Raw genomic sequence first — 13783 nt, forward strand, 5'->3', positions numbered from 1 at the left:
AATATTGCAGCCGCACCGTATGCTTGGGGGAGGAGGGCGATGCGGCTACTGTCTTTATGTATGCTTTATTTCAGGCCGAGCAATATTGAGATGATCACGTAATGTCGAGCCCGTATGTTCTGACTGTTGATTGAGCCGATGCTAAAAGAAGTCTTGTCTGATCAGGTTTGTCCTGTATCAGAGTCTATTCGGAAGTTCAGATACGAATCCAGCTATCCAGTTTTGGATAAATTGGTAAGTTCTGATCTGGAGAGCGTGCGGGTCCGGGTCGACGACAACCGCGCGGGATGAGGGACAACTACAGAAGAGTGACACTCATGTCTGATCGGTTTAATCGGCTGATACTGGCCTTTACGACTGCGTTCTGCCTTGCGACATCATTCGGATCGTCCTCCGGTGCCAATGCCGCCGAAACACGGCGCATCGAGACAACACAGGATGCAGATTATTTCGGCTTCGATCTGAGAACCGAAAAGAATGTCTCGCTTGAGCAATGCAAAAGCGTTTGCCTCGGCGATAATTCCTGTCTGGCCTTCACTTATAATCCCAAGGTCAAATGGTGCTTTCTGAAAGCCGATTTCAACAAGCTCAATGAGTCTGTCGGCTCCATTGCCGGCAAGGTTGTGACGGAAGCAAAGGCTGCCAAGGGCAAAGATCTTGGCGCCGCACCTGCTATCTCGTTCTTTGCCGCCAATCTGATTGACGAAGCCCGTCGTCTCAAGCGCGAAATCGGCGGCCTTGAAAGCTCCGACAGCCTGCGCGATCTGCGCAATGAAGCAGGCGCTGCTGGCATGAATGGCGATCCGCGCACGGCAATGGAAAAATTCCGACTGGCTGCCAGCATGTCGCCGGACGAAAGCGAAATCTGGGCCGGATATGCGCTGTCAGCGCTTGCGACCGAGCCGTCCAATGGTCAGGAACGCTCCAAGTTCCAGCGCGATGCGACGTCGGCCTCGTGGTTTGCCTACCAGACCTCACGCACCAAGGATGAGCGCGCGCAAGCGCTTGCCGTCATGGCGCAGGCACTCGAAAAGCGCGATGCATCGCGCCCGGCTCTGCAGGCTTATGAAGCGAGCCTTGATCTCGTCAATTCCGCATCCGTTCGTGACGCCTATGAAGATCTGAAGGCCCGCAAAGGCTTCCGCATCGTCAATAATACGGTCGATAATGACAATGCCGCGCCGCGCATCTGCGCGCAGTTCTCGGAAGAACTGGTGAAAAGCGGTGTCGATTATTCGAGCTTCGTTACACTTGATAATGGCGCGCCAAAAGCTGTTGACGCCAAGGACCGCCAGATTTGCGTCGAGGGTCTGGAACATGGCCGCAATTATACGGTGACTTTTCGTCAGGGTTTGCCATCGGCTGTTGGCGAAGTGCTGCCAGCTCCGGTCAATCTTTCGATCTATGTGCAGGACCGCGCGCCATCGGTGCGCTTTACCGGCGACAGCTTCGTGCTGCCTGCGAAAGCCCGTCGCGGCATTCCGCTGGTCAGCGTCAATTTGAGTACAGCCAAGGTCAAGCTCTATCGCGTCGGCGACCGTTCGCTGGCACAGCTTCTCTCCGGCTATCAGTTCCTGCGCCAGTTGGACAGCTACGACATCAGCACGGTTTCCGATCAGATGGGTGCGCCTGTCTGGGAAGGTGAGATCGAGGTTGCAGGCAATGAGCTGAATAAGGAAGCAACGACCAGTTTCCCGGTTGATGAAGCACTGCCGGAACGCAAGCCCGGCGTCTATGTGCTGACCGCTGAACCTCTGGTTCAGAAGTCCGATGATGAATATGGCACCAAGGCAACGCAGTGGTTTGTCGTCTCCGACATCGGCCTTTCGACCTATACCGGACAGGACGGCATCAATGTGTTTGCCCGTTCGCTGGAAAGCGCAGAGCCGCTTAAAGGCGTGAAGCTGACGCTGCTTGCACGCAACAATGAAGTGCTGGGCGAAGCGACCACCGACAGCGATGGCCGTGCGACGTTTACGCCGGGACTGACACGCGGCACAGACGGCATGGTGCCAGCGGTGCTGATGGCAAGTAGCGATGATGAGGATTTCACATTCCTCGATATGGCGCGCGCCGGTTTCGATCTTTCCGATCGTGGTGTGACGGGCCGTGCTGTGCCGAAAGCGCTTGATCTTTATGCATGGACAGAGCGCGGTATCTACCGCGCGGGCGAAGTTGTGCATGTAGGCGCGCTAGCGCGTGACGACACCGCAACCGCAATCGATGATCTGCCGCTCACCTTCATCTTCACGCGTCCCGATGGCGTGGAAGATCGCCGTCTTGTTTCCGACAGCAAACTGGCCGGTGGTCATGCCATCGACCTGACCTTGCCGTCGAACGCCATGCGCGGCACCTGGAACGTTTCGGTCTATACCGATCCCAAGCAGCCAGCGATTGCCACGCAGATGTTCCTGGTTGAAGATTTCGTGCCGGACCGGATCGAGTTCGATCTGACGTCTGACAAGCCGGAAATCGCTGTTGGCGAAACCGCCAATATCACCGTGGACGGTCGTTTCCTCTATGGTGCGCCTGCCGCCGGTCTTGCGCTTGAAGGCGAAGTCACACTTTCGACCAAGCGTCAGTGGGACCGCTTCAAGGGCTATTATTTCGGCCTCGCCGATGAAGAACAGGGCGAAGCCACGCGCCTGCCGCTCGATGGCCTGTCAAAAGTCGATGACAACGGCAAGGCGACTTTCCCGGTTACAGTCGATGAAATGCCGTCAACAACGCGCCTCGTAAATGCAGCCGTGACCGTTCGTATGCGTGAAACCGGCGGTCGTGCGGTTGAGCGTAAAATCGATGTGGCCATTCAGCCGGAAACCGATCTCATCGGCATTCGCCCGGATTTTGCTGGCGATGAAGTTCCGCAGGGCGGCACTGCAAAGTTCAGCCTGATCGCCTCTGACAGCAAGGGTGATCGCAAGGCGCTTGATGGCGCACAATGGTCGCTGGTCAAGATCGAGCGTAATTATCAGTGGTATCGCAGTGGCAACAGCTGGAACTATGAGCCGGTCACTTTCACCAAGGCGATTGCCAACGGCAAGATTGACCTTGCAACCGATAGCGAGGCTGAAATCAGTCTGCCGGTCGATTGGGGCCGTTACCGTCTGGAAATCGAAACAGCTGATGCTGCGGGCCCGGCCACAAGCTATGAATTCGATGCGGGCTGGTTTGTCAGCTCAACCTCGACCGAAACGCCGGACGGGCTCGAAATCGCGCTCGACAAGGAACATTATGCGGTAGGTGACACGGCAGAACTGAAAATCTCCCCGCGTTTTGCGGGTGAGTTGCTCATCACCATTGGTGCGGAGAAGCTGCTTAAGACAATCACCGCAAGCGTGCCGGAAGGTGGCACGACCATCGATATTCCGGTGGGTGAGGATTGGGGTGCGGGCGCCTATGTTACGGCAACGCTGTTCCGTCCGGGTGAGGCTATTGAAAGTCGTATGCCTGCGCGTGCGATTGGTCTTAAATGGCTGAAGGTCGATCCTGCCGACAAGCAGCTTGCAGTCACGCTGACCCCGCCTGAAGAGATCACACCGCGTTCCACACTTTCCATCCCGGTTTCGGTTGAAAATGCGGGTGGCGAACAGGCCTATGTCATCGTCGCGGCAGTCGATGTCGGCATTCTCAATCTGACACGCTATCAGCCGCCGAACCCTGAAAACTGGTTCTTCGGCCAGCGTCAGCTGGGCCTTGAAATGCGCGATATGTATGGTCGCCTGATCGATGGTTCGCTCGGCGTCACCGGCAAGCTGCGCACAGGTGGCGATGGTGGCAATATGGCAGCGGAAGGCAGCCCGCCCACCGAAAAGCTGGTTGCGCTGTTCTCCGGTCCGGTTGAACTGGATAGCGACGGCAAGGCAACAATCACTTTCGACATACCGCAGTTCAACGGTACCGCGCGCGTCATGGCGGTAGCATGGACCAAGAAGGCTGTTGGCCATGCGGTGACCGATGTCATCATCCGCGATCCTGTGGTGATCACCGCTGGTCTGCCACGCTTCATGGCCCCCGGCGATCAGGCCAATATCCGCTTCGATATTGCCAATACGGATGCACCGGACGGCGATTATCGTGTGAGCCTTGAGACCACCGATAATCTCGGTATTGAGGTTGGCTCCTACCCTGAAAGCATTGCGCTTAAAGGTGGCAAACGACAGTCGATCACCGTTCCACTCAATGCTGTGGCCACGGGTGCGGGTGGTGTGACGATCCGGCTTTCCAACGATGCAGGCCTCAATGTTGAGCAGGCTTTGGCATTGCCGGTGCGTTCGGTCGATCTGCCGGTCACGAGCCGCCATGTCGTCAATCTCACGGCCAATGGTGGAAGTGTGCGAGTCGATGGCGGACTTCTGTCTGAAAGCCTGCTTGATGGTGCTTTTGTCAGCGTTGGTGTAACGCGAAGTGCCGCATTTGATGTGCCAGCATTGTTGATGGCGCTCGACCGCTATCCTTATGGCTGCACAGAGCAGACCACCAGCCGCGCACTGCCGCTGCTTTATTTGAGCGAAATGGCTGCAGGTACGGAAGCGGCAGCGGGTCTGGAAAGTCAGGAAGAACTTAAAAAGCGCGTACAGGATTCCATCTTCCGCTTGCTCAACAACCAGTCTTCGAGCGGTTCGTTTGGCCTCTGGTCGCCGGGGTCGGGTGATCTCTGGATGGATGCCTATGTGACCGACTTCCTGACGCGTGCCCGCGAAAAGGGCTATGACGTGCCGCAGCAGGCGATGCTGTCCGCACTTTCCAATCTGCAAAATGCGCTCGGCTATACCACCGACGTCAAGGAACGTGGCAACGACATTGCCTATGCGCTCTATGTTCTGGCACGCAACAAGAAGGCTTCAGTTGGCGATCTGCGTTACTTTGCCGATACCCAGCTTGAAAACTTTGCAAGCCCGATGGCCGTTGCCCAGCTTGGTGCAGCACTTGCTCTTTATGGTGATCAGCCGCGGTCAGAACGCGTGTTCAATGCGTCGCTCCAGCTCGCAACCAGCCAGTCCAGCTATGACTATAATCGCTCCGATTATGGTTCGCCGCTGCGTGATGGCGCGGCAATGCTGGCTCTTGCGTCGGAGACCAAGCCTGCGCCGAAAGTGCTGCCATCGCTGATTACGCTGGTCGAGTTCCAGCGCGAAAAGGCACGTTATCTCAGCACGCAGGATCAGGCATGGATGCTGCTTGCAGCACGCGGGCTTCAGGATGACAATGGTGCAATCAGCCTCGACATCAATGGCACAGCGCATCAGGGCGCGTTCTCCGAGCGTCTCAATGGCGCAGCCCTTGAAACGCAGCCGCTGGTCGTCACCAACAAGGGGCAGGGTTCGGTTGATGCGGTCGTCACGGCTGTTGCAGCACCTGCTCAGTCACTGCCTGCGGGTGGAGAAGGTTTCAACATCGAGCGCACTTATTATACGCTTGATGGCGGGCCGGCCAATGTCACCGGGGTCAATCAGAATGAGCGATATGTCGTTGTTCTGAAAATCGACGATCAGCAGGAATGGCAGTCGCGTCTGCTTGTGACCGATCTGCTGCCAGCTGGTTTCGAGATCGACAATCCGGGTCTTGTTTCCAGTGCCGATCTTGGCAATTTCCCATGGCTTGAAAGTACACAGGCAGCGCATCTCGAATTTCGCAATGATCGTTTTGTGGCCGCTTTCGACCGCTCTGCAGGCGAGAAGAAGCCGATTACGCTCGCTTATGTGGTGCGTGCGGTAACGCCCGGTCTTTACACCCATCCGGCAGCAACGGTTGAGGATATGTATCGTCCGCAATTTGCAGCGCGCACGGCGACAAGCATGATGGAGGTGGCTGCACCGTAAGCCATGATCCCGAAAAGTGGGAGCCGGTTTTCGGACAAGATCATGGCCAAACAAATGAAAAGGCGTTGGAAAATAGCGATTGGCGGTGCCGCGTTTCTCGGCATCGCTGCACTCGGAACCGTGGTCGGGCTTGACTGGCTCGACCGCGCCTATCCTCCGCCTTTGCCGGAACGGCTAACCATTTCCACCGAAGTTATGGATCGCGACGGCGCTTTGCTGCGCGCCTATGCAACACCGGACGGCTATTGGCGTTTGAATACCCGCATTGAAGATGTCGATCCGAAATTCGTGAAAATGCTGATCGCCTATGAGGACAAGCGTTTTTACGATCATGGCGGCATTGATTTCACGGCACTTCTTCGGGCCGCGTATCAGCTTGCAGGGAGCGGCCGTATTGTTTCCGGCGGTTCCACACTTTCCATGCAGCTTGCACGCCTTATCGAGCCGCGCGAAAGCCGCAGCTTCGGCTCCAAGTTCCGGCAGCTGGCGCGTGCAGTTCAAATTGAGCGACGGCTGAGCAAGTCTGAAATTCTCGAACGTTATCTGACACTCGCGCCCTATGGTGGCAATCTGGAGGGCGTACGGTCGGCATCGTTAGCCTATTTTGGCAAAGAGCCACTGCGCCTCACCATATCGGAAGCAGCGCTTCTTGTGGCTTTGCCGCAATTGCCGGAGCGCCGCCGGCCGGATCGCGAGATGGAGAACGCGGTTGCTGCGCGGGATCGCGTTCTAAAACGCATGGTTTCGTCTGATGTTTTCACGAGCGAAGAAGCCGAGCGTGCATCGCGTGAGCGCATATCCGCGACGCGTCATCCCTTGCCTTCATTGGCCGCTCACTTTGCCGATCTCGCTTTGAAACAGGCGCCGACCGAGGCCCGGCATCAGCTGACGCTTAAGAAGTCGGTGCAGGCTGGGCTTGAAGTTGTGGCACGCGAAGCTGCTGCGAAGCTTGGGCCAAAAGTATCGGTCGCCATGGTGCTGGCCGACAGTCGCAATGGCAATATTCTGGGTGAGATTGGCTCCGCTGATTATTTCGATGGCAAGCGGCAGGGCTGGATCGACATGACCCGCGCCGTGCGCTCGCCGGGTTCAACGCTCAAGCCCTTTATCTATGGGCTGGCCTTCGAGCAGGGACTGATTGCGCAGGAGACCATCATCGAGGACCGCCCGCAGGATTTTGCGGGCTATCGTCCGCGCAATTTCGATATGAGCTATCAGGGCGATGTCAGCATCCGTCAGGCGCTGCAAATGTCGCTGAATGTGCCGACAATCAGCTTGCTCGATGCAATTGGCCCTGCACGGCTCACCACGCGTATTCGACAGGCGGCGGTTAATCTGCAATTGCCGAAAGGTGAAGCGCCGGGACTGGCTATCGGCCTTGGTGGCGCGGGCATCAGCCTGCGCGATCTGGTGCAGCTCTATACTGGCCTTGCCAATGGCGGGCGAGGGGCAGCCCTTCGTGACGGCACCGAAGGTTCAGAACCTGTTCAGCCATCGGCTCCTATTCTGAGCGAGCAGGCATCGTGGCAGATTGGCGATATTCTGGCCGGTGTCGTGCCGCCGCAAGGTGCGAAACGTCTCGGCCTCGCTTACAAGACCGGCACGTCCTATGGCTATCGCGATGCTTGGTCGGTCGGTTATGACGGGCGTTATGTGTTGGGTGTCTGGGTCGGGCGTGCCGATGGCGGCTCGGTGCCGGGCCTTGCCGGTTATGTTTCGGCAGCGCCCATCCTGTTTGAAGCCTTTGTGCGTTCGGGCGTTGCTTCTGTGCCGTTACCGCGTGCGCCTGCTGGCGCATTTCGCACAGCACGCGCCGATCTTCCTGTAACGCAGATACGCTTTTCATCGAGCAGCGATCCGCTGCCGCTTCTCAAAGCCACGATTGAGCCTGCACCGCGCATCGTGTTTCCACCGGATGGCGCGCATGTCGAACTGAAAGCCCTGACCGATAATGCCTCGCCGCTGGTTCTGAAATTACAGGGTGGACGCGCTCCGTTTCGCTGGCTTGCCAATGGCAAACCCATTTCCAAACCCAACCGCCGCCGCACGGCCACATGGCTGCCGGATGGCACCGGCTATTCCACACTGACTGTTGTTGATGCAGGCGGACGCGCTGCCAGTGTGAAGATTTTCATTGAGTGAGGCTGCCACACAGTCTGCTCTGGGCAGAATAATTGATAGTTGGAGATGTTAATGCGTTTTCGTCCTTTTCTGCTGGCTTTAGCTCTTTCCTTGCCAGTGCTGTCTCAAACCGCTCCGGCACAAGCCGCCGACAAGTGCGTTGCCGATGCGATCATAAAGGCAAAGCAGCTCCTGCTTCTGCACAGCGACGATGACGATCGTGCAGAAATCGATGAACCTACTTTCAAGAAAACCGGTACGATCAAAGCTCTGCGCGGCAAAGGCAAATTCGATGTCATCGAAGGTCTCGGCTATGTCTATAAGGGCGAATATCGCCTGCGCCTTTATTATGCGGACATCGGCGGCGATTGTGTTTTGATGGGGCAGGAAGTGCTCGAATATTCTGACCCGTTTTCCTGATTTTTGTGGGAGATCCATTTATGAAAAAGCCTTTCATAACAGCACTTTCGATTGTTCTCGCCTCCGCATCCATGTCTTTTGCTGCAGGCAATCAGGCAGAGGCTCCAGCAGGTGCCACGTCATGCGCGTTCAGTGCATGGACAAACGGTGAAAAGCCCTTAATTGAAGTCCGCGAAACGCCATCTGCTGACGCCAAAATTTTGGGCCATATACCGACCGGCTCCAAAACCGGAGAAACGGAATATGCCTACAGCATCGGCTTTGATGTGCTTGAAACCCGCGATGGCTGGCTGAAGATCGCCAATGCAAGCGATGCCTATAATGAAGAAAGCGACGATTACGTCCCGCGTGAGTTCTACAAGGGTGAAGGCTGGATCAAATCGGACGAAGCGAAAGTCGGCATTCAGTCGGCCCGCGGCTTTCTGAAACCCGACCCTCAAAGTGAGCGGCTACTTGATATTGGCAGTGACTGGCTGACGGAAATGGGCAGGATCAACAACATCCTCGCCTGTCACGAGGATTGGGTGCTGTTGGATTACACGGTGCTGCGCAAGCGCATGGCTGGCGAAGAGCTGGTAGACCTTGCCAGCAATGACCAAAGAACCGGACGCGCCTGGTTCAGAGGTCTGTGTTCCAATGCAGAAACCACTTGCGATATGAAATCGGTTGATCAGTAATTTCGGGTATTTGATATGAATTTGAAACACTCTGCTCTGCGTCTTTCCGTATTGGCTGCTCTTTGCGCTTTGTCCGCACCGGCATTGGCCATTGATTGCAGCAAGGCACAAACGCCAAGCGAAAAGCTGATCTGCTCAAGCAAAACGCTCCAGAAAGCCGATAGCAAATTGAATAAGACCTATTCGGCAACGCTCAAATCTGCGCCCGACGAGGAAATCCGCAATATGCTGGTGGCAAGCCAGAAACGCTGGATTGCTGCGCGTGACAAGGCGCTGGATGGTGTTGTTGGCGAACCCGATAGCGTGCCGGACGGTAAAAGTGCGGTGCAGATTGCCAACAGCATGATTGCCGAACGCATTGAGCGGCTTGAGGAAAAGGGCAAGATGAGCCTCATTGAAGTGGCGCGCACCCAGCGGGCTTTCCTCAAGCAGTTCAGCGGTGGCGACTATGCTGGCTATGAGACATCCTGCGATATGCTGCCACCTGACCAGATCTATAACTGCTTTCCAACGCGCCATTATCAGAATGGTGATCGCGTGTGCAGCGTTGAGGAATATTGGGCGACCAATACCGGTTATATGAAGCGCTATATTGCCGATATCGTCGATGGCAAACCAAAGCTGATCGCCAGCTGTTCATTCAATGGCGACGACAACACTTGCCCCACGACGAGCGGAGAAGGCCAAAGCTGGAACGTGAAGCCGGAAGCGCAGCCCACACTCTACAGTTCAAAACCAGAGCAGAAACTTGACGGCGAAGTCATCGATAGCGACGACTATGACTGGCTCAAGACCTGCCTGACGGACAAGAGCTTTCCACTTGCTGATCCGACGCGGTCAGGGGCAAGTGAGTAGAGCGCTCACGATATAGCGGCCTGCAATTCGGTCTGGCGGGAAGAGGTTTGGCTTTCCGCCGACCTCATCTCAAGGCGATATTTGCGATAGGCGACAAAGCCTGAAAGGTAGTGTTCCACATCGTCGATGCGCACGCGAAATGCGTGGTGGCGAATGAAGAAGCTGCCGGTAATTTTTTGGGGGTTGGCATAGAACATTGCCAATTCAGGCCAGAAATGGCCGTTCAGCAGATGATGCGCGCGGCGCTCCAGTGCGAAATAGAACTTTTTCAGATCAACCCCGGCCAGCAACGGTGCGAGCTTTGGATCAGCCTCGATCCGGCTGACCATTTGTTGCGCTGCCATCATCAGTTCGAGCAGCGTCGGGAATGTCGTGATGCGGTTGCTGACGAAATCCAGATAATCCGCAAAGTTACGAATGCCGAATTCGTAATATTTCTGTTCCGGCCGATAACGGGTCAATTCATTGACGGCATAGGAAAGCCAATGGTCATGCGCCTCCCAGTGATTGGCTTCGATGAAATGGTGAAACGCCTTTTCCACTGCTTCCAGCCAGCGTGCATCGCGGGTCAGCGAGTATAGCCGCATCAGCCCGAACGCGGCTTCCCCATCATAATAGATGATGCGGAAGGGCTCCTTAATGCTCAGCGACGGATAATTGAGCACATGGTTGAATTTTCCGCTCTGCTGATCCTGCATATGCACGATGCCGAGTGCGAGTTTCTCCAGCAAAGGCAGGTATCGGTCGGTGCCGGTCAATTCGCTATATTTAACCAGTGCCAGCAGGCAGACGGCGTTGCCGCCCAGCTTGATTTCACCATTCTCTTCCGTCAGGAACGCCAGATCTTTGCCGTCCTGATTTACAGTCTTGATGAGCTTGTCGGTGAGATGTTGAAGCCCGCGCTCAATCGCATCTATCAACGCCTGATCTTTGGTGACTTCCCAGGATTCAAGCATTGCATAAAGCGTGCTTGTGTGGCGGAGCGTGTTGTAGGTTTTGATCTCATTGTCGAAGCACGGATGCCAGCCATAGATAAAGCGCCCGTCCTCGCGCACCTGCGTTTCGAGAAAATGGCTGCCGCGTTCGATCAGCCCGTCAATATCAGCGATATTCAACATTTCGATCGTTCTGCGACCGGTGTTCGGACCGGCTCCGGGGATCGAATGGACCTCATCGTCTTCGTCGGTGGTAAAAAGCGCCTGCGTCGAGAAGACATGAAACTTCTCAACATCGGCAACCGAAATTTTGTCGAACCCACGCGCGCGCTTGGCATAGCGGTTGAAGTTCGCTTCATTGAGAGTTGCAGTGGCAACCGACGGGCCGCCATAGAGCATGGCATTGCCATTCAGTTCTGTTTCAAGAAACGCTGTTTGAAAACGTTCATCAAGGGAGATGCCATAACGGAAATAGTTCCGTTTGACCTGCTGAAGACGCCTGATGAGCTCCGCTTTATCGATTTCTTCGGCGCTTTCCACCCAATCGACCCGCAACCATTTGGGTTCCATCCCTGATTTGGTGATGATTTGCCGTAGCTTCTCCAGCCCTGCGTTCCAGCAGTCTTTAAAGCTTCCTGCTGTGACGGTCAGTGTTTGCGCACGCGATTGCGTGTCTGTGAAAGAAAAGAAAAGAATAAAAGGGGGAGTTTTTCCGATCAGCGGTTGGATATCTCGTTCAAGGTTCTGATGAACACGCGAAATCATGTTCTGCAGCTTGTCTGATACCATGCCGAAACCTCCCAATGTGTTTCACATCACTCCCAGATCTTATTTATGCTCGGGCAAAGTATTGATGGTCAAGCTTGATAAGTGGGCGTTTCACTCCGGTTTTCCGTATTTGTGTATGGTGTGCTCGGTGGCATGGAAGTTTCCTGCAACCGACGCTATGTTCGGCGGCAATTGCAATCGTGGAGAACTCCATTGAAGATTTTCATTTTCGGCAGCGTGAACGTCGATGTCAGCGCCCGTATGGCAGCACTGCCGCGTCCCGGCCAGACACTTAACGCGTCCGGCTACGGCATTGGTCTTGGTGGCAAAGGTGCCAATCAGGCGGTTGCCGCGGCAAAGCTTGGCGGCGATATTCGTTTCGTCGGTGCGGTCGGCAACGATGCCTTTGGCCAACTCGCTGTCAAGGAAATGCAGCAGTTCGGTCTTAACACCGCTGGTGTTAAAATGATTGATGGTGTCGATACCGGCATTGCAATCATTCAGGTCGAAGAAGCCGGGCAGAACACGATTGTTGTTTGCGCCGGTGCCAATGCGAATTGGGCGGCATCCGATATTGATGCCTATGCGTCTGATATTGCGAAAGCCAAAATCACGCTGTTGCAGCGTGAAGTCCCGCATGAAGCCAATCTTGCTGTTGCAAAGGCTGTAAAAGCTGCTGGCGGCACCGTGCTGCTCGATCCGGCTCCGGTTGGCGATGCAAGCCGCATGGCCGATCTGATTTCGTTGAGCGAGATCATCTCGCCCAACGAAACCGAAGCCGCTGAAATAACCGGCATTGAACCAACCGATATTGCATCGGCGGAAGCTGCTGCCCGCAAACTTCTCGAACGCGGTCCGAAGATCGTTATCGTGAAGCTTGGTGGTCGCGGCTCATTGCTTGTGACAGCTGATGAGGTCAAGCACTTTGAACCGTTCAAGGTGAAGGTGGTCGATACGGTTGCCGCTGGCGACAGTTTCAATGGTGGCTTTGCCGTTGCTTATTCGCAGGGTCAGTCGCTGCATGATTGCGTGCGCTTCGCGTCTGCTTCCGGTGCGATTGCGGTGACGCGCGTTGGCGCCGGATCTGCTGCGCCGACCGCTCACGAAGTGGCGCAACTTTTGCAGAATAATCAGTAAGACTGCAAAAAATCCAATAAAACGCTGAGGCAAAAAAGCCGCAAGATTGTGAATCCTGCGGCTTTTTTATGGCAATTATGTGGCTTTGAGCGTGTTTAGAGCGTTGCGAGACGCTCGGTCAGCAGCGTGAAGAAACCATCCGCATCAACATCCTTGATGAAGAGTGCGTTCTTTGGACGATCAGTAACTTCCCACCAATCGACGACTGTTTCACCGATGGTCAGTTCCGAATTGATCTCGATTTCCACATTGCAATGACGGCCTGAGTAAAGTTCAGGCTTCAGCAGATAGGCCATGACGTTCGGGTCATGCAGCGGGCCACCATCGGTGCCGTATTTTGCTTCATCATAGCGCTCGAAGAATTCAAGCCATGCAGCAACCACTTCGCCGACATGCGTACCGAGGCCACGAATGGCTGCGATGCGCTTCTCGGTGGTCAGCACCTTGTGCGTGACATCGAGTGGCATCATGGTGATTTGAATGCCTGATTTGAACACAACTGCGGCTGCATGTGGATCGACATAGATGTTGAACTCAGCCGATGGCGTGATGTTGCCGCCCTCGAAATAGCCGCCGCCCATCAGCACGATTTCCTTGACGCGTTCAGCGATCTTCGGCTCGCGGATGAGTGCTGAGGCGATGTTGGTAAGCGGGCCAAGCGGGCAGAGAGTGACAGTGCCAGCTTCTTCCTTCATCAGTGTTTCGATAATGAAATCAACGCCATGCTGCGCCTGGAGCGGCATAGTAGGTGCGGGCAGATCATAACCATCAAGACCGGTCTTGCCATGGACATTTTCAGCGGTCACGAGCGGGCGCACCAATGGACGGATGGAGCCTGCAAATACTTTTGTGTCCGGCTTTTTCGCAACTTCACAGATGGTGCGGGTATTGATTTCAGTGCGAGCCAGCGGGCCGTTGCCAGCAACGGCGGTGATGCCGAGAATGTCGAGCTCAGGGCTTGCGAGTGCCAGAAGAATGGCGACTGCATCGTCCTGACCGGGATCGGTATCGATAATGATTTTACGGGCCATGATGTGTTCCTAATAGG

At 55.4% G+C, this 13783-nt stretch carries 8 protein-coding genes; 6 read left to right on the forward strand and 2 right to left on the reverse strand.

Features of this window, described 5'->3' with window-relative positions; translation table 11 throughout:
- The first annotated feature begins 317 nt into the window (after window positions 1-317).
- From CEV34_RS21880 to CEV34_RS21900, 5 genes are read left to right on the forward strand one after another with little or no spacing between them, the layout of a single operon-like run.
- Window positions 318-5822 carry an alpha-2-macroglobulin family protein gene (locus CEV34_RS21880; RefSeq protein WP_094544497.1) on the forward strand — a complete coding sequence of 1835 codons (5505 nt, stop codon included), beginning with the start codon at window positions 318-320 and terminating at the stop codon, window positions 5820-5822.
- A gap of 42 nt (window positions 5823-5864) precedes the next feature.
- Window positions 5865-7964 (forward strand): penicillin-binding protein 1C, encoded by a 2100-nt coding sequence (gene pbpC / locus CEV34_RS21885; RefSeq protein ID WP_094544605.1) that lies wholly within the window; start codon window positions 5865-5867, stop codon window positions 7962-7964.
- Window positions 7965-8015: 51 nt separating this feature from the next.
- Window positions 8016-8363, forward strand: a complete 348-nt coding sequence (locus CEV34_RS21890; protein WP_094544498.1) for a hypothetical protein — start codon at window positions 8016-8018, stop codon at window positions 8361-8363.
- Window positions 8364-8383: 20 nt separating this feature from the next.
- Window positions 8384-9040 (forward strand): SH3 domain-containing protein, encoded by a 657-nt coding sequence (locus CEV34_RS21895; RefSeq protein ID WP_064321355.1) that lies wholly within the window; start codon window positions 8384-8386, stop codon window positions 9038-9040.
- A gap of 15 nt (window positions 9041-9055) precedes the next feature.
- Window positions 9056-9895, forward strand: a complete 840-nt coding sequence (locus tag CEV34_RS21900) for a lysozyme inhibitor LprI family protein (RefSeq protein ID WP_094544499.1) — start codon at window positions 9056-9058, stop codon at window positions 9893-9895.
- 5 nt (window positions 9896-9900) lie between these two features.
- Here CEV34_RS21900 and CEV34_RS21905 read toward each other — a convergent pair whose 3' ends face one another.
- Complete coding sequence (locus CEV34_RS21905; RefSeq protein WP_094544500.1) at window positions 9901-11619, reverse strand: glycoside hydrolase family protein; 1719 nt, start codon at window positions 11617-11619, stop codon at window positions 9901-9903.
- Between the two features lie 132 nt (window positions 11620-11751).
- On the opposite strand from CEV34_RS21905, the gene rbsK reads away from it, so the two are divergent.
- Entirely contained in the window at window positions 11752-12735 is a 984-nt protein-coding gene (gene rbsK / locus CEV34_RS21910) for a ribokinase (protein ID WP_094544606.1), read from the forward strand.
- Window positions 12736-12830: 95 nt separating this feature from the next.
- Here rbsK and CEV34_RS21915 read toward each other — a convergent pair whose 3' ends face one another.
- On the reverse strand, window positions 12831-13766 hold the full coding sequence (locus CEV34_RS21915; protein ID WP_094544501.1) for a nucleoside hydrolase: 936 nt from the start codon (window positions 13764-13766) through the stop codon (window positions 12831-12833).
- Window positions 13767-13783: the final 17 nt, after the last annotated feature.

It is taken from the genome of Brucella pseudogrignonensis (assembly GCF_002252525.1).
GTDB classification, from domain to species: Bacteria; Pseudomonadota; Alphaproteobacteria; order Rhizobiales; family Rhizobiaceae; genus Brucella; species Brucella pseudogrignonensis.